This is a genomic window from Achromobacter sp. LC458, from assembly GCF_001005835.2.
Lineage (GTDB): Bacteria > Pseudomonadota > Gammaproteobacteria > Burkholderiales > Burkholderiaceae_B > Achromobacter > Achromobacter spanius_B.
In genome coordinates this window covers 67,049-86,404 of record NZ_LBHW02000024.1, presented here as the reverse complement: position 1 = coordinate 86,404, position 19,356 = coordinate 67,049, and the positions used below count along the sequence as shown (strand labels likewise).

Here is a 19,356-nt window from a genome sequence, read left to right as displayed (position 1 = left end):
GAGTGGCTTCAGAGGAGCTTCAGAGGGGCTTCAAAGGGGCTTCAGAGTGGCCTGTTGCGCCGGCTATCAAGATCGCCCGCGGTTGCCCCGCCTATGCAAACACCAGGCATACCGGTGTTGGCGTCTGCGCTGCCACGTCCATGTCGCTTAGCTGCCCTGTTGCCGCATCGATGCGCAGGCGCAGGATGGAGTCGCCCTTTTGGTTCAGCGCGTACAGGCTGCCGCCGTCTGGCGCCAGGGTCAGTGCGCGGGGGAAGCGCAGGCCCTCGGTCCAGGTTTGTACGCGGCGTAATGCGCCATCCTTGGCAACGGCGAAGACGGCGATGCTGTCGGCTTGCGGGTGGTCGTTGTCGACGCGGCGGGTAGAGGCGTACAGGAAGCGGCCGGACGGGTGGACAAGCAACGCCGCCGCGTTGCCCGCGCCGGTGAATCCGGGCGGTGTGGCGGGGACCAGGTGGCGCTGCGCCAGCACCCGGCCGGCGTGGGCGTCGTAGCCGAAGCACGCGATTGAGGCGTCAAGTTCGTTCAAGACGTATAACAGCGCGCCATCGGGATGCAGCGCAAGATGGCGTGGCCCGCTGCCCGCGGGCAGCGTCGTGCGCTCGGACAGCGACAGATTGCCATCCTTGAACGTGAACAGATTGATGCGATCGCTGCCCAGATCGGTGGCCAGGACGCGCTGGCCGGTGGAGTCGAACAGCACCATGTGCGGATGCGCGGATTGCTGTTCGGGGCGCGGCCCCGAGCCGGTTTCCTTGACGATGCCCGACACTTCACCCAACGCGCCGTCGGCCTGGATGGGCAACACGTTATACGTGCCGCCCCCGTATTGCGCCGTGACCAGGTAGCGGCCGTCTGGAGATACGGCAAGGAACGCGGGCGCGGTGCTGGATAGCGACAGGGGCTGCCGGTTCAGGAAGCGCAGGCTGCCGTCAGCCGGGTCGATCGCATAGGATTCGGCGGTGCCTCGGGCCAGGCCTTCCCATTGATCGATCTCGTTGATGGCGTAGAGAAAGCGCTGCGTGGGGTGCACGGCCAGGTAGGACGGGTTGTCGCTTTCTATCACCTGGATCAGATGCCAGCCGCCCTGCGGACGCAGGGCATAGGCGTGTATGCCGTGCGATGGCGGCCCGCCGGCCGTGCCCCCGGGCGCATCGCGGGTATAGGTGCCCACATAGGCGTAGCGGGGGTCGGCGCGCGCGGTGGCGGCGCCCATGGCCGACAGCCAGGGGCCTGCCGCGCCGGCCGCGGACAAGCTTCCGGCGAACTGGATGAAGGATCGGCGGGGTGCGCTGGATAGGGAATTCATGGCGAAGTCCGGCAAGGCGGGCGGCGCGTCATGACGGGCGCACCGACATCGCGTGGTGAAAAACGTTGTTGGGATCGTAGCGGCGCTTGACCTCTTGCAGGAAAGGATAAAGCCCGCCGTCGCCGTAGTACAACCGTGGCCAGAAGGGGTACGCCAGCATGTCGCTGTCGGGGTAGTTGATGTAGCACCCTTCGTAGCGGTCGCCGGGAAACGGGGTGCCGGCGTGGTCGGGCCGGGATGCCGGGTCGGCATATACGTCGCGATAGAAATCCGCCATCCAGCGTACGTGCAGGGCGTCGTGGTCGGCGTGCGTCCAGTACGTTTGGTATTGCAGCTTCATGATCGACGCCCGCTGGTGCACGGCGGTGTCGCGCAGGCGATCCGGCTGGTTGACGGCGCCCCCGTACGAATCCACCTGCAACAGCGATTGGCGCAGGTCGGCGCCGGGGACATCGCGCGTCAGGTGGGCATGGATACGCGCGGCTTCGTGCGCCGTGAAATTGCGCTTCATGTAGGCGGATTTGTATTTGCCGCGCTGATTCGGCCCCGAGCCGTTAAGCGTTTGCGTGGCCACCAGCCAGTCATGGCGAATGACCGTATGCGGTTCGCTGCAAAGCAGGTCGCCGCCCGCGCGCGGACGTGGCAAGCCGGGCGTGGTGGCGCGCGCGGCCACCGGTGCGCAAGGGCGAAAGCGATCCAGGAAATCTTGCAGCACGGTCAGGTCCTGGCAGGTGCCGTCGGGGTTGCAGAACTGCACGATCATGACAATCTGCCCGGCGGAGCGATGCGTCAGTTTCAGCAGCGAGAACAGGCCCCAGGTATCGGCGTCGCGGCCGCGCGTGTTCCAGTAGCTGCCGTAGATATCCAGCAACTGCGCAAAGCGCCCGGGCGTCATGCCCGCCCAGTCGAATGCGACGGTGGCGATGGCCACTTCGCGCGGGGCGCGCGGCAAGGCGGCAAAGCCATAGCTGGTGATCACGCCGAAATTGCCGCCACCACCGCCCCGGCATGCGCGGAACAGGTCGGCGTCTTGGGCGGCGCTGGCGGTGCGTGGCACGACATTGCCGTGGGCGTCCACGGTCAGGATGTCGACCGCGCTTAACCAGTCGCAAGCCAGCCCTTGCAGGCGCGACAGCAGCCCATACCCGCCGCCGCTGATATGGCCGCCCGCGCCAACCGAGTAGCACGACCCGCCGGGTAGCGACACGCCGTGACGCTTGTAGAGGTCTTGATCGCCATTCCAGTTTTGCGAACCGGCCGCCACACGCAGCAGGCCATCCGAGGACGGCACGCGGTCGAGCAGGCTGAGGTCCAGGATGACGCCGCCGGGATTGTTGGAGACAAAGTCTTCGTAGCAATGGCCGCCGCTGCGTATCGTGGGGCGCTTGCCCTCGGCAACGATATGGGCCAGCGCTGCCGCCGCCTGGGCCGGGGTTTCGCAGAGTTCGATGCGCGTGGCCGCATGGCTGGGCCGCGCGGGCCACCGTAGGTTGAAGCCCTTTTTCAAGGTCTTGTAGCGGGGATCGCCTGGCGTCACGCTGATGCTCATCTTGACTCGCCCTCCTGGCCTGGGGTCAGGCCGCGACGTGTCTAGGATAGGCCGGTGGCGCGCCAATAGCTGTAGTAGAAATCTTATTTTCGGGGGGAGTTCGGCCAGCACTTTTGCCAGTGCCATAGCGAATTCTTCGACGTCCTATTGATAGCGGTCCCGATACCCGACCGGCGACATCCCGCAGTGCTTGCTGAAGATGTCGCGAAACGCCTTCGTGTCGTTGTAGCCCACTTCATACATGACTTCGGCCACGCTTTTGCGCGACGTTTCCAGCCGCTTCTTGGCGGCCTCCACGCGCACGCGTTGCAGGTACTGCACGATGCTGTTGCCCGTCGCCTGGCGAAAGCGCCGTTCCAGCGTGCGCCGCCCCATCGCGTGGCGCTCGGCCAGGGATTCAACGGTGATCTTTTCGGTGTAGCAACGTTCGATGTAGCTCTGCACCGCGCGCACGACCTCGTCGGCATGCGCCTTCTGGCCCATGAACACGGCGAACGGCAGCTGGCTCTGGCGGCTCCAGTCCAGCTGGAAGTATTTGGCGCACCAGATGGCGGTATCGCGATCGGTGTATTTTTCGATCAGGTGCAGCACCAGATGCGCGGCGGAAAACGCGCCGCCGCTGGTATAGACACCGTTTTCGGCCATCACCACGCGATCGCTGATCCAGTGGACGTTGGGAAACAGGCTGGCGTACAGATTTTGCGCCACCCAATGCACCACCGCCTGCTGCCCGTCCAACACGCCGCCCGCCGCCAGCAAGGCGGCTCCCATGCACAGGCTGGCCACTTCGCCACCGGCGCGATGGTGGCTTGCCAGCCAATCGATCAGCTCGCGGTTGGACAGCACCACATCGGGCACCGCGCCCAGCAGGGGCGGCGCGATGCAGATATCGATACGCGGCGCGTCGGCCAGCACTTGGTCCGCCAGCACCTTGATACGCCCGTCGTCCAGGCTGACCTCGTGCGTCAACGCCAGCGTGCACACGTGAAATTGCGGTTCGCGGCCTTGCGCGACCAGGTAGGCGTTGGCCACCTGGAAGCCGTGGCGCGCCGTTTCCAGGGACGCAATATTGGTGCCCGTCGGCAGCAGGAAAGCGACGTTTTTCATGTCGGTAAGCATACGCCCGAGCGCTGTCGCAATCCACCCGCAAAAATGTCGCAATCCCCTATCTGAAAGCGCCGGCGATCCCGATAAAGTGGCGTCTACCGGCCGCTCGTGCCGGGTGGACGCGGCGTGACCAGCGGGCATGCCGAATCCCACACAACAACAGCAACCCGAGGAGTGTGCGATGCAGGAATACATAGATGGTTTTTTGCTGCCGGTGCCCAAGGCGAACGTGCCGGCCTACCAGCAGATGGCGGACCAGGCCAAGGCGGTCTGGCTGGAGCACGGCGCGCTGGATTACCGCGAAGGCGTGGCCGATGACCTGGCCAGCGAAACCTTCCGGTCGTTCAGGGAAGCGGCCAGCGCCAAGGACGATGAAACCGTGGTGTTTGCCTGGATCGTGTACGCCAGCAAGGCCGAACGCGACCGGATCAACGCGCTGGTGATGGCCGACCCCCGTCTGGCCAACACGTGTTGCGAAGGCGTGTTCGATTTCAAACGCATGTGCTGGGGCGGATTCAGCACGCTGGTAGCAAAATAAAAACCGTGGGGCGTGTCGATATCGGCGCTGCCCGTTCGTCGTATAGGCAGGGACACGCCTACCGCCTGTCCCGCCAACCCAACACCGATTTTGGAGACGCATCATGGCTACGCCCGCAACCACGCCCATTCCCGCCGGCATGCACACGCTGACCGCGCACATCGTTTGCGAGGGCGCGTCCGACGCCATCGCCTTCTACAAAAAAGCCTTCGGCGCGGAAGAACTGGCGCGCATGCCCGGGCCGGAAGGCAAGGTCATGCACGCCGCCATCCGTATCGGCGATTCGGTGCTGATGCTGATGGACGATTTTCCTCAGTGGGGCAGCCTGGGCCCGAAGGCGCTGAAGGGCTCACCGGTGACGTTGCATCTGTACGTCAAGGACGTGGACGCCTCGTTCAAACAGGCGGTGGATGCCGGCGCCACCGTGGCGATGCCGGTGGCCGACATGTTCTGGGGCGACCGCTACGGCCAGGTGATCGATCCGTTCGGCCACCGCTGGTCGATCGCCACGCACCAGTTCGATTACACGCCCGAGGAAATCCAGCAGAACATGGCCAAGATGGGCGAGATGTCAGGCTGCGGCAACGCCGACTGACCCGCCTGACGGCCCCGCGCTTCCTGGCCACGTCAACATCCGCTTACTGCGAATACGGACCCAGGAAGTCCAGCTTGCCGATCTTCACGCCGGCGTGGCGCAGGATGTCGTAAGCGGTCGTCACGTGGAAGTAGAAGTTGGGCAGCGCGAAGGTCAGCAGGTAGGTATCGCCGCGAAATTCCGGCTTGAAGTCGCCAAAGTTGACGACGATCTGCCGGTCTTCGGCGCCTTCCACCTGTTCGGCCGTCACGCTTTGCAGGTAGGCGATGGTGTTGGCGATGCGCTGCTGCAACTCTTCCAGGGTCTTTTCTTCGTCGGCGAACTTGGGCGCCTGACCTTGCGACAGGCGCTGCACCGCGAATTTGGCGGCGTCGCTGGCGCGTTGGATCTGACCGGACAGCGGGTACATGTCGGGCGCCAGGCGGGCGTTGACGAGTTCAACGGGGTCGATGCCGGCGGCCTGGGCATGCGCGGCCGCTTTTTCAAGCAGCGTGGCCAGCACGGTCATGCCGCGGATGAAGACAGGCACGGAGGCCTGGTAAACAGAAAGAGTCATGGCAGAAGTTCCAGTTGGGTCCTGGCCGGCGGCTGCGTCAATGCAGCGCCAACCGGGGATGCGGCGATGTTACCGCCGCGACGAGCCATCGCCATGACGCGCCGAGTCGACATATCCATTCCCAATCGGCGAACAATCGGTAGCCGGGTCCACGTCCTGGGTCGGGTCCACGTCCTGGGTCGGGTCAACGTCCTGGGTCGGGTCCAAGTCCCGGGTCGGGTCCGGATCTGGGTCGGGAGCTGGCCTGGGTCCGAGTCCGCGTCCGCGCTCACTGCCTGCTCAGGCCCCGGCCCCCGGTTCGCCCGCCCCCACGCGCCGCAGTCCCTGAAAAAACCGCCACACCAACGCCGACGCATCCGGGCCGTTGCGGGCGTGGTACTTCACCGACGGATCGCCGCCGCTCCAGGCGTGTTCCAGCCGCGTGATCTCGCACAGGCGCAGCACCGTCTTGCGTCCCCGCGTAAGGTCCACGCGGCGATAGGCCTTCTCGGACCCCAAACCCAGCACACGCTCGATGGGCATGTCCTCGGGGCGCGGGTGGTTCAAGGCGCGAAACTGCTCGAACAATTGCTTGGCGTTGCGCGGGGCCACCGCCGGGTCCAGCTGGCCGTGCAGGATCAGCGCGGGCATGCCCAGGTCGAACGCAGCGGGGTCCGCCACGTCACGCACCAGCGACGGCAACGGCTTGAGCGAGCCGCGCCGCATGGTGCTGATGCCGGCGGCGGCACTATGGGCGTCGCCCACCACCGGACCGGAATGCATGGCCACGGCGGCAATCAATGACGGGTGCCGCAACGCCACCAGCGCCGCCATGCCGGCGCCCGCGGACAGGCCGGCCACATACACGCGTTCGGGATCCAGCCCATGCCGCGCCACTTCTGATTCGATCAACGCCGCAATCAGGTCTGCCTCGGCGCCGCCATGTGCGTCATCGGGTTGGAACCAGCGCCAGCAGCGCTGCACCTGACGCGTCATGGATTGCTGCGGGTACAGCACCATGAAGCCGCCGGCGTCCGCCCATTGGTTCATGCGCGTACCGCGCGCGAAAGCCAGCGCGGTCTGCCGGCAACCGTGCAGCATCACCACAACCGGCATGCCTGCCGGCGTGGCCCCGGCCGGGGTGTAACGCGCAAACGTCAACTGCCGCCCCTTGCCGTCGGAAAATTGACGCGTGCCTTCCCAGCGCCCGTTGCCCAGCGATGGGGTCGCGGGCTGACGGGTCGCGGCAGCGGAAGACGCGGTCTTGGTAGCGGTCTTGGTAGCGGTCTTGCGTGGGGTGGTGGCGCGCTTTCTGGCGGGCTTGGGCGATGCCATGCGCAGCGCCGTGCGCTGTAGCTTGCTGATCTTCTTTGCGGCTTTGAAAAACAGATTGGAAAAACTGCGCGCCATTGGTAGGCCTCGGCCAGTAAACCTGCTTGAACCTTCCCGGCGTAGCCGGGGCCACCTGTCGCCATGGCGCACAGGCCACCAGCGCGACGGCGATGGTCAGATCGGTAAGGATATCCGTTGCGTCTTGCGCGACTGCGCGAGCGCGGGTGCGAGCCCAGAAAAAAGAACGTGGTCGCCTCTGCGGGCGGTAGAACTCAACCAAACGGTGTCGGTAAAACAGCCGCAGGAAATGTATCACAGGGTAACCAGCGTTCCCACCCTTTTGTCCCGAGCGTGGCAGCGCCTATTGCTGAAAATCAAAGCGGTGCGGGTTTGCGACCGACTGAACGCCGCCGTGGCGTTGAGCCTGGCACGCAAAGCGCTTAAGGTGATGACCTTGCACCCCCCATCACGTATCACGCATTCACCAGACGCACCATGTTTCCCAATGACAGACCCCAGACCCTGGGCGAAGAAATCGCCAACACCATCAGCCACGGGATCGGCGCGGTAGGCGCTTTGGCCGCCGCGCCCATTTTGATCGTGGCCGCCGTGCGCCAGGGCGACACGGCCTTCATCGCGGCGGCCGCGGTGTTCGCGGCGTCGATGTGCCTGTTGTACCTGGCGTCCACCATCTATCACGCGCTGCCGCTGTGCCGCGCCAAGCAGATTTTCAACGTCCTGGACCATTCGGCCATCTACCTGCTGATCGCCGGTACGTACACGCCGTTTGCGCTGGGCGCGCTGCGCGGGCCGTGGGGCTGGACGCTGTTCGGCCTGGTCTGGGCCATGGCCTTGCTGGGAGTGGGCCTGAAAGCCAGCAAACGCTTGAACCGGCCGGCGCTGTCCACCGGGCTGTACCTGGCGATGGGCTGGCTGGTGGTCATTGCCATCAAGCCGCTGATCGAAAGCGTGCCCACGGGCGGGCTGGGCTGGTTGGTGGCGGGCGGTCTGGCGTATACCGGCGGCGTCGTGTTCTTCGTGTTCGACAACCGTTGGCGCTACGGCCACTTCATCTGGCATCTATTCGTGCTGGCGGGCACCGTGTGCCACTTCTTCGCCGTGCTCTGGTACGCGGCGTGACGGGCAGGCCACAGGCCGCTACCCGCCGCGCAAGTAGTCCGTGGGCGACTGGCCCAGCACGCGTCGGAACATCGTTGAGAACGCCGCAGGGCTTTGGTAGCCGAAGTCCAGTGCAATGGTGGTGACGGCCCCGCCCGCAGCCAGCCTTGCAAGCGCCAGCACCACGCAGGCGCGTTGGCGCCATTCGGAAAACGTCATGCCCGTTTGGCGGCGGAAATAGCGGCTGAAGGTGCGCGGGCTCATGTGCAGGCGCGCGGCCCATGCGTCGGGCGGCGTGCGCGCATCCGGCGCGGCGATAAAGGCGCGGCACAGCGGCGCCAGCTTCTTGTCGCGAGGCAGCGGAATGTGCAGCGGCAACACCGGCGCACGGTCGATTTCATGCAGCAGCAAGGCGGCTAGCGCGCCATCGCGCCCGTCTGACGCATACGCAGCGGGCATGTCCACTGCTTCCAGCAACAGCTGCCGCAGCAGCGGCGATACCTCGATTACCTCGCAGGCCTGGCGCCCTGCCCGCGCGGCATCTGGCTCGATATACGCGCTACGCGTGCTGACCTCCAGCATGCGCACCTGATGCGTCACCCCTGCCGGAATCCACACCGCGCGCTGGGGCGGCACCACCCAGTTGCCATCGCGTGTGGACACCTGCATCACGCCGGTCGCGCCGTACAGCAGTTGCGCGCGCCGGTGCGAATGCGCGGGCAGCACATGGCCGGTCGGATAGTCATTGCCGATGGCAACCACGGCGCGGTCCAGCTGATCGTAGCGGTCGATGTGCGTATTGCGCATGGCGGGAGCGTGGGGGTGGAAGTGCGGGGCTGAAGTGCGGGGCTGAAGTGCGGGGTTGAAGTGCGGGGCTGAAGTGCGGGGCTGAAGTGCGGGGCTCACGTGCGGGGCTGGAGCGCGGGTCGGGAAATGTGCACCCCGGCGCGCGGCTTGGCCGAAACGCAAACATTATTGTCCAAAGCACGAAAGCCGGCCACCCCCGCCTTTCGTATCGTGACGACTTCCCAACCTGGACCCGTCCGATGCTCTACCTGATACTGGCTTTCTTCGGCTGCGCCAGCGGCGTCACCACCGTGCTGTTCGGCTTTGGCGGCGGCTTTGTCGTGGTGCCGGTGTTGTATGGCGTGTTGACCGCCGCGCATGGCGCGGACGACGCCGTCGGGGCGTCGGCCATGCACATTGCCGTGGCCACCTCAACCTGCGTCATGGTCGTCAACGCCATCGCCGCCACGCGCCGCCAGCAACGCGCGGGCAACCTTGTGCGGGCCTATATCTGGCCTCTGGCGGGGTACATCGCGGTGGGCGCATTGGTGGGCGCGTTGGCCGCCACGCACGCCAGCGGCACGCTGGTGCGCTGGGCCTTCGTGGCCTACCTGGCGGTGACGATTCTGGACTGCCTGCTGCGCCAGGGGTTCCTGGCGCAAGCCGACGGGGCCGACGCGGTGCCCTTGAGCCCAGGCGTGGTGGTGGGCGGCGGCGTGGTGATCGGCATCGTGGCCACGTTCCTGGGCGTGGGCGGCAGCGTGATGACGGTGCCCCTGCTGCGTCGGCGCGGCCTGCCGATGGCCAAGGCGGCGGCCATGGCCAACCCGTTGACGATACCCGTCGCCATCGTCGGCACCGTGGCCTACATGGCAGCGGCGCGCGATCTGCCCGCGCCGCTTGCGCCCTGGATCGTCGGCTATGTCGACCTGCTGGCCTTCGCCGTGCTGGCGCTGGGCGCGCTGCTGGGCATCCGTCTGGCGGCGCCGCTGATTCCGCGCCTGCCCGACCGCCTGCATGCGCGCGTCTACATCGCGTTGCTGGTGTTGGTGATGCTGGCCATGCTGCTGATGTGACGGCACCGCGCGCTGCGACGCCAGCACCGCCTTCGGCGGAAAACCGGCACACCTGCGGAAACATCGCGGCCAGCAGCGACTACGAAACCACGCAAAACGTTTCCGGGCCGCCTCCCCGGCCCCCCTCCTGAGATGCTGCCCGCCATCGTGTCCTGCCGACACAGGAAAACACATCGCGAAACTTGTCCCATGGCGGTTGTGGTCGTCATCATGGTCGGACATTAACCGGAACACGGAGGTTTCATGCAGCGTTCCAAATACGCATTCCTATCCGCCGCCATCTTGTCGACGGCGCTGTCCGGTGCAGCGGCCATGGCGCAAAACGCCAGCCAGCCGCCGGCGCAACCGCAGATGGCCCCCGCCATCACGCAACCCACCGACCAGCAATTGCAGCGCTTCGCATCGGCATCGCAAAAGGTCTCGGGCGTGGTTGACGAATACCGCCCGAAGGTCGACGCCGCCAAGACCGATGACGCCAAGCAGAAGGTCGTGCAAGAAGCCGACGCCAAGATGGTGCAGCTGGTGCGCGCCGACGGCCTGACGGTGGAAGAATTCAACGGGATCGGCCAAGCCGTGCAACAGAATCCGCAGCTCAAGCAGCGGGTGATGAGCATGAGCAAAGGCGCGCCCAAGTAGGGCAACCAAAGCAGGGCAAGGCTGGACCGGGGATTGTCCGGCCTGCGCCACGCGTCCCTTGGGCGCGTGGCGCTTTTCATTGGTGCTCTTCATTGGCGCTTTCCTTTGGCACTCTTCATTGGCACTCTTCATTGGCGCTTTTCCTTGACGTTTCCCGCACGGGCGCAAAGCAGTATCCTGGCAGCCGGTTTGCATTCGACCCACTCGGCAAGGAGCACGGATCTTGACCCCGGACATCACCCTGTATGACCTGGCTGGCGCGGACGAGTCGCTGCGCTTCAGCCCGCACTGCTGGAAAACGCACCTGGCGCTGGCGCACAAAGGCCTGTCGGCCAAGACCGTGCCCTGGCGTTTCACGGAAAAGGAAGCCATCGATTTTTCCGGCCAGAAGCTGGTGCCCGTGCTGGTGCACGGCGAACACGTGGTCAGCGATTCGTGGCGCATTGCCTGCTATCTGGAAGACACGTTCCCCGAGCGGCCCTCGCTATTTAACGGCGCGGGCGGGCGCGCGGTCAGCCTGTTTGCGAACGCCTGGGCCGACACCACCTTGGTGCCCGTGCTGGCGCGCTTGCTGCTGCCGGCCATCCACGGGCTGATCCACGAGAAAGACAAGGACTATTTCCGCGCCTCGCGCGAAAAGCGCTTTGGCCGTCTGGAAGACCTGCCGGCGGGTTACGACGAGCAGATCGGTGCGCTGCGCGCTGCGCTGCTGCCCTTGCGTCACACCTTGGCCCGGCAACCTTTTCTGTCGGGCGAGCAGCACGGGTATGCCGACTACGCGGTCTTTGGCATGTTCATGTGGGCGCGCTGCACCAGCACGCTGGAACTGCTGGAGGCCGACGACCCGGTGTATGCCTGGCGCGAGCAGTTGCTGGACGCCTTCGACGGCCTGGCGCGCCGTGCGCCGGCCGTTGCTGGCTGATCGAGCTGATCGGTCGGGGCGGTTGGGACCGTCCCGACCGTTTGATTAGGTCTTCAGGCGATAACCCGTCTTGAAGATCCAGCGCACGCCGATCAGGCAGGCCAGCAGGAACACCAGCGTCATGCCCACGCTGACGCCGACGCTGACGTCCGACACGCCGTAGAACGCCCAGCGAAAGCCGCTGACCAGATAGACCACGGGGTTGAACAGCGTGGCGGTCTGCCAGAACGGCGGCAGCATCTTGATGGAATAGAAGGTGCCGCCCAGGAACGTCAACGGCGTGACGATCATCAGCGGAATGATTTGCAGCTTCTCGAACCCATCGGCCCAGACGCCGATGATGAAGCCGAACAGGCTGAACGTCACCGCCGTCAACACCAGAAAGCCCAGCATCCAGATGGGGTGCGCGATGTCGAACGACACGAACAGGCGCGCCGTGGCCAGCATGATCAGCCCCAGGATGATGGACTTGCTGGCGGCCGCCCCCACATACCCCATGACGATTTCCACGTACGAGATGGGCGCCGAATGGATTTCGTAGATCGTGCCGGAAAAGCGCGGCATATAGATGCCAAAGGACGCGTTGGCGATGCTTTGCGTCAACAGCGACAGCATGATCATGCCCGGCACGATGAAGGCGCCGTAGCTGACCCCGTCGATCTCGACCATGTGAGAACCGATGGCGGACCCGAACACCACGAAATACAGCGACGTGGAGATCACGGGCGACAGCACGCTTTGCATCAGCGTGCGCCAGGCACGGGCCATTTCAAACAGGTAGATAGCGCGAATGGCGTAGAAGTTCATGATTGACCGTGTACCAGGCTGACAAAGATATCCTCAAGCGAGCTTTCCGATGAATTCAGGTCGGTGAATTCAATCTGAAGCCGGCTCAGGTCCTGCAGCAATTGCGAAATCTGCCCGCCGCCCTGGTTGTCGTAGGTGTAGACCAGTTGATAGCCATCGGCGGACAGGTCCAGTTGATAGGCGTCCAGCGCCGTCGGGATACCGGGCAGCGGCGCCGTCAACGTCAGCGTCAGCTGGCGCTTGCCCAGCTTGGCCATCAGCGCGTTCTTTTCTTCCACCAGGATGATCTCGCCCTTGCGGATCACGCCGATGCGGTCGGCCATTTCCTGGGCTTCTTCGATGTAGTGCGTGGTCAGGATGATGGTGACGCCGCTTTCACGCAGCCGCCGCACCATTTCCCACATGCCCCGGCGCAGCTCGACGTCCACGCCCGCCGTGGGCTCGTCCAGGAACAGGATGGCCGGCTCGTGCGACAAGGCCTTGGCGATCATCACGCGGCGCTTCATGCCGCCGGACAAGGCCATGATGCGGCTGTCCTTCTTGTCCCACAGCGACAGGTCGCGCAACACCTTTTCGATATAGGCCGGGTTGGCCGGCTTGCCGAACAGGCCACGGCTGAAGGTAACCGTGTTCCAGACGCTTTCAAACGCGTCGGTGGAAATTTCCTGGGGCACCAGCCCGATCTTGGAACGCGCGGCGCGAAAGTCCGACACGATGTCATGGCCATCGGCCAGCACCCGTCCGTCGGACGGGTTGACGATGCCACAGATGATGCTGATCAGCGTCGTCTTGCCCGCGCCGTTCGGCCCGAGCAAGGCGAAGATCTCGCCGCGCTGGATTTCCAGGTTGACGCCCTTGAGCGCCTGGAATCCCGAGGCGTATCGCTTGGATAAACCTTGAACTGATATAACCGGCTGCACACGAGCCCCCAACGTGATCGATAGCCGGGAATTTTACTCGTTACCCTGGCGCCGCTTGGTCGACGTGGTGGAACGCTGTGTTTGGGCCCCGGCGGCGAGGCCGGGCCGGGGCCCCGCGATGCGCGCACGGGCGACGCAGCCGCCCGTCGAAGACAAGCCCGTTACCGCCCCCAGCGCAACACCAGCGGCTGCAGCCGCCGCGCCGTTTCCAGCAGGCCCTGGCGCACGTCGTCGCGCATCGGCGGAAACGGATGCCGGGGCGCGTCGCAATCGATCACGCCGCCCGCCTTCATCAGCGCCTTGGCCGTCAGGATGCCGCCCTGGCGGTTTTCGTAGTTGATCAGCGGCAGCCAGCGTTCGTACCGCCGGTAGGCCTCGTCGCGCCGGCCGTCGCGGTGCGCCTCGATGATGGGGCGGATGCCGTCGGCAAAGCCGCCGCCCGTCATCGACCCGGTGGCGCCCGCGTCCAGGTCCGGCAGCAACGTGATGGCTTCTTCGCCATCCCAGGGCCCTTCCACCGCTGCGCCGCCCAGCGCAATCAGGTCGCGCAGCTTCGAGGCCGCGCCCGCCGTTTCGATCTTGAAGTACGACACCTGTTCAATTTCGCGCGCCATCCTGGCCAGCAGCGCGGCGGACAGCGGCGTGCCTGCCACCGGGGCATCCTGGATCATGATGGGAATGTCCACCGCGTCCGACACCTGCTGGAAAAACCCTTCGATTTGCGCCTCGGGCACCCGGATCGTCGCGCCGTGATACGGCGGCATGATCATCAACATGGCCGCGCCCTGCTCTTGCGCGCGGCGGCTGCGCGCCGCGCACACGCGCGTGCCGAAGTGCGTGGTCGTCACAATCACCGGCACGCGGCCGGCCACGTGTTCCAGGATGGTTCGCGTCAGCACTTCGCGTTCATCGTCCGACAACACGAACTGCTCCGAGAAATTGGCCAGGATGCACAGGCCGTCCACGCCGGAATCGATCATGAAATCCACCGCGCGCTTCTGGCTGGGCAGGTCCAGCTCGCCTGATTCCGTGAACGTGGTGGGCACTACCGGGAAGATGCCGCGATAGCGCGGCGCCTGGGATATGGCAGTCATGGCGGCCTACTCGATGATGTTGAAATCGTTGAGGTATTCGGTTTTCAAGGTCAGCCCCAGGCCCGGCTTGTTGTCGTCCAGGTCGATGAAGCCTTCCTTGGCGACGGGCTCGCCGTCGAAGATGTAGTAGAACAGTTCGTTGCCCACTTCCACGTCGAACATCGGAAAGTACTCGCTCATGGGCGAGGCCAGCGTGCTCATCGTCAGGTGATAGTTGTGCATCTGGCCGGCGTGCGGAATGACCGGCACGCTATACGCTTCGCACAGCGCGTTGATCTTGTGCGCCGCCGTGATACCCCCCACGCGGTTGGTGTCGTACTGCACCACCGACACCGCCTTCCGGTCCAGCAATTGCTTGAATCCGTACAGCGAAAATTCGTGTTCGCCGCCCGAGATCGGAATCGAGGTCAGCTGGTTCAATTCGGCGTAGCCGTCGATATCGTCGGCAATGACGGGCTCTTCCAGCCAGCGCGGCTCAAATTTTTCAAGCTTGGGCAGGATGCGCTTGGCGTATTCCAGCGTCCAGCCCATATAGCATTCCAGCATCAGGTCGGTGTCGTAGCCGATGACTTCACGAATGGCTTGGACCGACTTCAGGTTTTCAACCACGCCCTTTTGCAAGTGCGCCGGGCCGTAGCCAAAGCGCATCTTGAACGCGGTAAAGCCCTGGTCCAGATAGGTCTGCGCTTCGTCTTGCATGGCTTTCAGGTCGGTGCGGTACAGCTTGGAGTAATAGACGGGAATCTTCTCCTTGGTACGCCCGCCCAGCAGCTTGAACACGGGCTTGCCCACCGACTTGCCCAGGATGTCCCAGATGGCCAGGTCCACGCCCGAAATCGCCGCCATGGTTACGCCCTTGCGGCCCCACGCATGCGTGGCGCGGTACATGCGCTGCCACAGGAATTCATAGTCCCAGGGGTCCTGCCCCACCACCAGCGGCGCCAGGTACTGGTCGATGATGGCTTTGGCCACGCGCGGCGCCAGCGCCACGTTGCCCAGCCCGACGATGCCGTCGTCCGTTTCCACTTCCACCACCGTCCAGCCATGAAAGCGGAAGGTGCTCATGGTTTCCTCGCGCGAGGGCACCAGGTCCATCGCGTTGGAGCAGAAGTTGCCTTGCGGCGGCACGGTCTTGCCGGTCCATTCGAAAACGCGGGCGCGGACGGATTTGATTTTCATGGTGTGATCCTGTTCAAACAAGGGAAGCTCGGTGCGACGCACCCGTGGACGCACCCATACGGCACGCAATCAGAAACGCCTGCCAGGTAGCGTCCACGTTGGCGCGGCCCTGGCCGGCGATGTCATACGCCGTGCCGTGCGCCGGCGTGGTGATGGGAATGGGCAGGCCACCCTGCACGGTGACCCCGCGCGAAAAGCCCAGCAACTTGATCGCGATCTGCCCCTGGTCGTGGTACATCGTGACAATTGCCTGGAACTGGCCCGCCTGCGCCTTCAGGAAAATCGTGTCGGCGGGAAACGGTCCGGCGATGGGCAGGCCTTCCTGGTTCAGCTGCCGCACGGCGGGTTCGATGATGTCGACTTCTTCGCGCCCGCACGTGCCGCCGTCGCCGCCGTGGGGGTTGAACGCCGCGACCGCCACACGCGGCTGGGCGATGCCGTTGGCCTGCAACGACCGGTAGATCAGGCGCGTTGCGGCCTTGATGCGGTCCACGCTTAACGCGGCGGCGGCGTCCTTCAAGGGAATGTGCGACGACACGCGCGACGTCCACAAATCGCCCAACGTATTGAATTCACAGAAGGTGCCCGTCACGCCCAGGTACTGGGCAAAGTGGTGCAGTTCATCGTCGTGCTTCAAGCCGCCCTGCTTCATGGCGAACTTGTTCAAGGGCGCAAAGCAGATGGCGTCGATATGCCCGTCGCGCGCCGCGTCCATGCAGGCGTTCAGTACGCGCAATACCGACGCGCCGCCCGCCGCACCGGCCTGCCCCACGGTCACCTGGTCGGGGCGCAAGGTGTCCATGGCCAGCCACGCGGGCCGGCTTGTGTCGGCGCGGGCCCGCACTGCCGCCATGCTGGTCACCGCTTCGGTGGGCACGTCCACGCCGGCCACGCGCTGGCCTTCGCGCCACAGCCAGGCATCGCCCACCAGCACGATATTGGCGCGTTCGCAGGCCTCGGCTTGCGCCAGCAAGCGCGCGATCAGTTCGGCGCCGATGCCGGCCGGGTCGCCCAGCGTCAAGGCCACCACGGGTTTTTGGGGCATATCCGGTTTTTGCTGCATAGCTATCTTTTGCTGCGCGTGCATACAAGCCTCACTCCACGGAAATGTGGTTCTTTTTGATGATGCCGGCGTAGCGCTGGTTTTCGGCGTTATGGAACTGCGCGAACTGCGCCTGGCTCATTGGGGTGATGTCCGCGCCAATGGCCAACAGCCGCGCCTGCGTTTCGGGCATGGCCAGAATGCGGTTCACGTCGTCGTGAATGCGTGTCTGGATGGCTGCCGACGTGGCGGTGGGCATGTAGATGCCGTACCAGGCGCTCATTTCGACGCCGGGCACGCCGGCTTCCGCCATCGTCGGCACGTCGGGCAGCTGCGGGTTGCGCCGCGCGCTCAGCACCGCAAGCGCGCGCACCTTGCCGCTCTTGATGTGCGGGATGACCGACGACGCGGTTTCGAAAGCGATCTGCACCTGTCCGCCCATCAGGTCCACCATGGCCGGGCCGCTGCCGCGATACGGAATGTGCGTCATCTGGACGCCGGTGGCATCCTTGAAGAGTTCGGCCGCGATGTGTTGCGTGCTGCCCGAACCACTGCTGGCAAAGTTCAATTCACCCGGACGACGCTTCAGCAGCGCAATCAACGCCTGCACCGAGTCGGCCGGCACCTGGTTGTTGACCACCAGGATGTTCGGCACCGCGCCCACGAACACCACGGGCGTCAGGTCGCGGTCGTTGTCGTAGGCCAGCTTCAGCAGATGCGGGGCGATGGCGTGGGCGGTGGACACGCCCATCACCATCGTGTGGTTGTCGGCGGACTTGGAGGCCAGATCGGCGGCCAGCGTGTTGGATGCGCCCGGCTTGTTTTCCACGACCACGGTCTGGCCCAGCATCGGCCCCAGCCGGTCGGCCACGGCGCGCGCCATGGCGTCGGTGCCACCACCGGGTGCGGACCCCACCAGCAGGCGCAGCGGCTTGGTCGGCCAGTCGGCGCGAGGCGTCTGGGCGAACGCGGATGCCGACAGGCACAGGGTGCCCGCGGCCAATGCGGCCGTCGCCGCCAATATGCGGATCTTCATGGTTGTCTCCTTGATGTTTCTTCGCCGCATGGGCTAGTTGTTGTGCAGTCATCTTAGAAACAACGCCTGTTTCCGTAAAATGAAACTTTTGCACCAACCGTTCACCACAGGCGATCAATCATGGAACGCAACTTGAATGTGCCCGCCCTGCTGTCGCGGCTGCGCATGCGGCAGATCGTGCTGCTGCTGGCTATCGACGAACGCGGCACGCTGCGCGCGGCGGCGGCGCAACTGAACATGACGCAGTCGGCCGCCAGCAAAATGCTGCACGAACTGGAATTGGCGTTGGGGCAGCCCCTGTTTGAACGGGTGGGTCGCGGGCTGGCGCTGACGCCCGCCGGCGTATGCGTGATGGGCTACTTTCGCGGCATGCGCGGCACCATGTCGTCGCTGGCGCGCGAGCTGGACGAGCTGCGGCTGGGCAGCGCGGGCAAACTCTTCATCGGCAGCATCATGGCGGCCTCGCCCGGCCACCTGACCGACGCCTTGCTGCGCCTGAAGCAGACCTATCCGCTGCTGGCCGTGGAAATTGCCACGGGCACCAGCGACCTGCTGATCGCGCAGCTGAACGAAGGCAAGCTGGATGTGGTGATCGGCCGCATGCTGACCCTGTCGGACCGCAACTACGTGTTCCGGCCCATCGGCGACGAGGCGCTGTCGGTGATCGCAGCGGTGGACCATCCGCTGGCCGGGCAAAAGCGCCTGGCGTTCGACGCCATGTTGGCGTATCCCTGGATCTTGCAGCCGCACGGCAGCCCGATGCGCGATGTGATCGAACAGGAATTCCGGTCGCACAACGTGGCGACGCCGCCGGGGCTGATCGAGTCCGCGTCCATTTTGACCACAACCAACCTGGCGATGAAGTCGCACATGCTGGGGGTGATTCCCGAATCGGTGGCCAGCCGGTATGCGGCGCACGGCTTGCTGGCCATCCTGCCCTACCAGATACGCCAGTCGCTGACCGAGTTCGGCAGCATCGTCCCGCGCGACCGCCCGTTAAGCGCGGCGGGCCAGCATTTTGTGGACCTGCTGCACGATATTCAACGATGATGCGCGCGCGTTAGGCGAATTTTGCGTATCAGGGGAAGTACAATCGCCGATTGCGCCCCGCGCGCGTTTTATCCGAGGTTTTCCCCGTGAGTGTCCTGCCCGCCTGTCCGAAATGCCAATCCGAATACACCTACGAAGACGGCGGCAACTACATCTGCCCGGAGTGCGCGCATGAATGGCCCATCGCGGCCGGCGATGACACCGCAGCCACCGAGGACGCCCGCGTCTACCGTGATTCGGCCGGTAACGTGCTGCAGGACGGCGACACCATCACCGTCATCAAGGACTTGAAGCTCAAGGGCTCGGGCGGCGTGGTCAAGATGGGCACGAAGGTCAAGGGCATCCGCCTGGTCGACAGCGACCACGACATCGATTGCAAGATCGACGGCTTTGGCCAGATGAGCCTGAAGTCGGAGTTCGTGAAGAAGGTCTAGCGTCCGGTTGCGCCTGTGACGCTGCCCCGCGCACGGCGCGGGGCAGCGTTCTATCAAAGGTCTTCGTCTTCAACCGCCTTGGGCATCAGGTAGGCGGTCAGCAGGCTGGACAGCCCCGCCATCACCCACAGCACGAAGAACGACACCGTATAAAAGCCCATGCGCCCGGTGGGCACGTGCCCGAAGACGGCCACATCCAGCGGGTCGATCAGCGCGAAGATCAACGCGCTGCCCATCGCCGCCGCCAAGAACGACGGCCACAAAATCCACATCAATGAACGCAGGCCCAT

At 64.9% G+C, this 19,356-nt stretch carries 21 protein-coding genes; 8 read left to right on the top strand and 13 right to left on the bottom strand.

All coding sequences use genetic code 11. From position 1 onward, the window contains the following. Positions 1-91: 91 nt before the first annotated feature. From YH64_RS19675 to YH64_RS19665, 3 genes are all read right to left on the bottom strand, one after another. Positions 92-1,309: a beta-propeller fold lactonase family protein gene (locus YH64_RS19675; RefSeq protein WP_046805377.1), complete on the bottom strand. Its 1,218-nt coding sequence runs from the start codon at positions 1,307-1,309 to the stop codon at positions 92-94. Positions 1,310-1,337: 28 nt separating this feature from the next. Next, positions 1,338-2,858 (bottom strand): BBE domain-containing protein, encoded by a 1,521-nt coding sequence (locus YH64_RS19670; protein ID WP_046805378.1) that lies wholly within the window; start codon positions 2,856-2,858, stop codon positions 1,338-1,340. A gap of 144 nt (positions 2,859-3,002) precedes the next feature. Continuing rightward, positions 3,003-3,977 carry a GlxA family transcriptional regulator gene (locus YH64_RS19665; protein WP_046805379.1) on the bottom strand — a complete coding sequence of 325 codons (975 nt, stop codon included), beginning with the start codon at positions 3,975-3,977 and terminating at the stop codon, positions 3,003-3,005. Between the two features lie 169 nt (positions 3,978-4,146). On the opposite strand from YH64_RS19665, the gene YH64_RS19660 reads away from it, so the two are divergent. After that, positions 4,147-4,503: a DUF1428 domain-containing protein gene (locus tag YH64_RS19660; protein ID WP_046805380.1), complete on the top strand. Its 357-nt coding sequence runs from the start codon at positions 4,147-4,149 to the stop codon at positions 4,501-4,503. 103 nt (positions 4,504-4,606) lie between these two features. Continuing rightward, positions 4,607-5,098 carry a VOC family protein gene (locus YH64_RS19655; RefSeq protein ID WP_046805381.1) on the top strand — a complete coding sequence of 164 codons (492 nt, stop codon included), beginning with the start codon at positions 4,607-4,609 and terminating at the stop codon, positions 5,096-5,098. A gap of 43 nt (positions 5,099-5,141) precedes the next feature. Here the strand turns inward: YH64_RS19655 and YH64_RS19650 are convergent, their stop codons facing one another. After that, entirely contained in the window at positions 5,142-5,654 is a 513-nt protein-coding gene (locus tag YH64_RS19650; protein WP_046805382.1) for a DUF1993 family protein, read from the bottom strand. A gap of 279 nt (positions 5,655-5,933) precedes the next feature. Continuing rightward, positions 5,934-7,043 (bottom strand): PHB depolymerase family esterase, encoded by a 1,110-nt coding sequence (locus YH64_RS19640; RefSeq protein ID WP_046805383.1) that lies wholly within the window; start codon positions 7,041-7,043, stop codon positions 5,934-5,936. A 417-nt stretch (positions 7,044-7,460) separates the two neighbouring features. Here YH64_RS19640 and YH64_RS19635 point away from each other — a divergent pair, with 417 nt between their 5' ends. Then, positions 7,461-8,105, top strand: a complete 645-nt coding sequence (locus YH64_RS19635; protein WP_046805384.1) for a hemolysin III family protein — start codon at positions 7,461-7,463, stop codon at positions 8,103-8,105. 18 nt (positions 8,106-8,123) lie between these two features. On the opposite strand, the gene YH64_RS19630 is transcribed toward YH64_RS19635, so the two are convergent. Then, the gene (locus tag YH64_RS19630) at positions 8,124-8,891 is read right to left on the bottom strand and encodes a helix-turn-helix domain-containing protein (protein WP_046805385.1); all 768 of its coding nucleotides are present in this window, start codon (positions 8,889-8,891) and stop codon (positions 8,124-8,126) included. 239 nt (positions 8,892-9,130) lie between these two features. On the opposite strand from YH64_RS19630, the gene YH64_RS19625 reads away from it, so the two are divergent. From YH64_RS19625 to YH64_RS19615, 3 genes are all read left to right on the top strand, one after another. After that, the gene (locus tag YH64_RS19625) at positions 9,131-9,946 is read left to right on the top strand and encodes a sulfite exporter TauE/SafE family protein (protein ID WP_046805386.1); all 816 of its coding nucleotides are present in this window, start codon (positions 9,131-9,133) and stop codon (positions 9,944-9,946) included. A gap of 243 nt (positions 9,947-10,189) precedes the next feature. After that, on the top strand, positions 10,190-10,582 hold the full coding sequence (locus YH64_RS19620) for a DUF4168 domain-containing protein (RefSeq protein WP_046805387.1): 393 nt from the start codon (positions 10,190-10,192) through the stop codon (positions 10,580-10,582). Between the two features lie 223 nt (positions 10,583-10,805). Further along, positions 10,806-11,504 carry a glutathione S-transferase family protein gene (locus tag YH64_RS19615; RefSeq protein WP_046805388.1) on the top strand — a complete coding sequence of 233 codons (699 nt, stop codon included), beginning with the start codon at positions 10,806-10,808 and terminating at the stop codon, positions 11,502-11,504. A 45-nt stretch (positions 11,505-11,549) separates the two neighbouring features. Here the strand turns inward: YH64_RS19615 and YH64_RS19610 are convergent, their stop codons facing one another. The 6 genes from YH64_RS19610 to YH64_RS19585 form a co-directional block, all read right to left on the bottom strand. Further along, positions 11,550-12,311: an ABC transporter permease gene (locus YH64_RS19610; protein WP_046805389.1), complete on the bottom strand. Its 762-nt coding sequence runs from the start codon at positions 12,309-12,311 to the stop codon at positions 11,550-11,552. Then, positions 12,308-13,231: an ABC transporter ATP-binding protein gene (locus YH64_RS19605; RefSeq protein ID WP_046805390.1), complete on the bottom strand. Its 924-nt coding sequence runs from the start codon at positions 13,229-13,231 to the stop codon at positions 12,308-12,310. Before YH64_RS19605 ends, YH64_RS19610 begins: the two co-directional genes overlap by 4 nt. A 161-nt stretch (positions 13,232-13,392) precedes the next feature. Beyond that, positions 13,393-14,325, bottom strand: a complete 933-nt coding sequence (locus YH64_RS19600; protein WP_143215447.1) for a dihydrodipicolinate synthase family protein — start codon at positions 14,323-14,325, stop codon at positions 13,393-13,395. Positions 14,326-14,331: 6 nt separating this feature from the next. Then, positions 14,332-15,504 carry an L-rhamnonate dehydratase gene (locus tag YH64_RS19595; protein WP_046805392.1) on the bottom strand — a complete coding sequence of 391 codons (1,173 nt, stop codon included), beginning with the start codon at positions 15,502-15,504 and terminating at the stop codon, positions 14,332-14,334. Between the two features lie 13 nt (positions 15,505-15,517). Further along, a complete protein-coding gene (locus YH64_RS19590) occupies positions 15,518-16,549 on the bottom strand; it encodes a 4-hydroxythreonine-4-phosphate dehydrogenase PdxA (RefSeq protein WP_143215446.1) in 1,032 nt (343 codons plus the stop codon). 49 nt (positions 16,550-16,598) lie between these two features. Next, positions 16,599-17,582 (bottom strand): tripartite tricarboxylate transporter substrate binding protein, encoded by a 984-nt coding sequence (locus YH64_RS19585; protein ID WP_046805394.1) that lies wholly within the window; start codon positions 17,580-17,582, stop codon positions 16,599-16,601. 120 nt (positions 17,583-17,702) lie between these two features. On the opposite strand from YH64_RS19585, the gene YH64_RS19580 reads away from it, so the two are divergent. Beyond that, positions 17,703-18,632 (top strand): LysR family transcriptional regulator, encoded by a 930-nt coding sequence (locus YH64_RS19580; protein ID WP_046805395.1) that lies wholly within the window; start codon positions 17,703-17,705, stop codon positions 18,630-18,632. 86 nt (positions 18,633-18,718) lie between these two features. Further along, complete coding sequence (locus tag YH64_RS19575; RefSeq protein ID WP_046805454.1) at positions 18,719-19,066, top strand: zinc ribbon domain-containing protein YjdM; 348 nt, start codon at positions 18,719-18,721, stop codon at positions 19,064-19,066. Between the two features lie 53 nt (positions 19,067-19,119). Here the strand turns inward: YH64_RS19575 and YH64_RS19570 are convergent, their stop codons facing one another. Next, positions 19,120-19,356, bottom strand: coding sequence for a hypothetical protein (locus YH64_RS19570; RefSeq protein ID WP_046805396.1), 237 nt, complete (start codon positions 19,354-19,356; stop codon positions 19,120-19,122).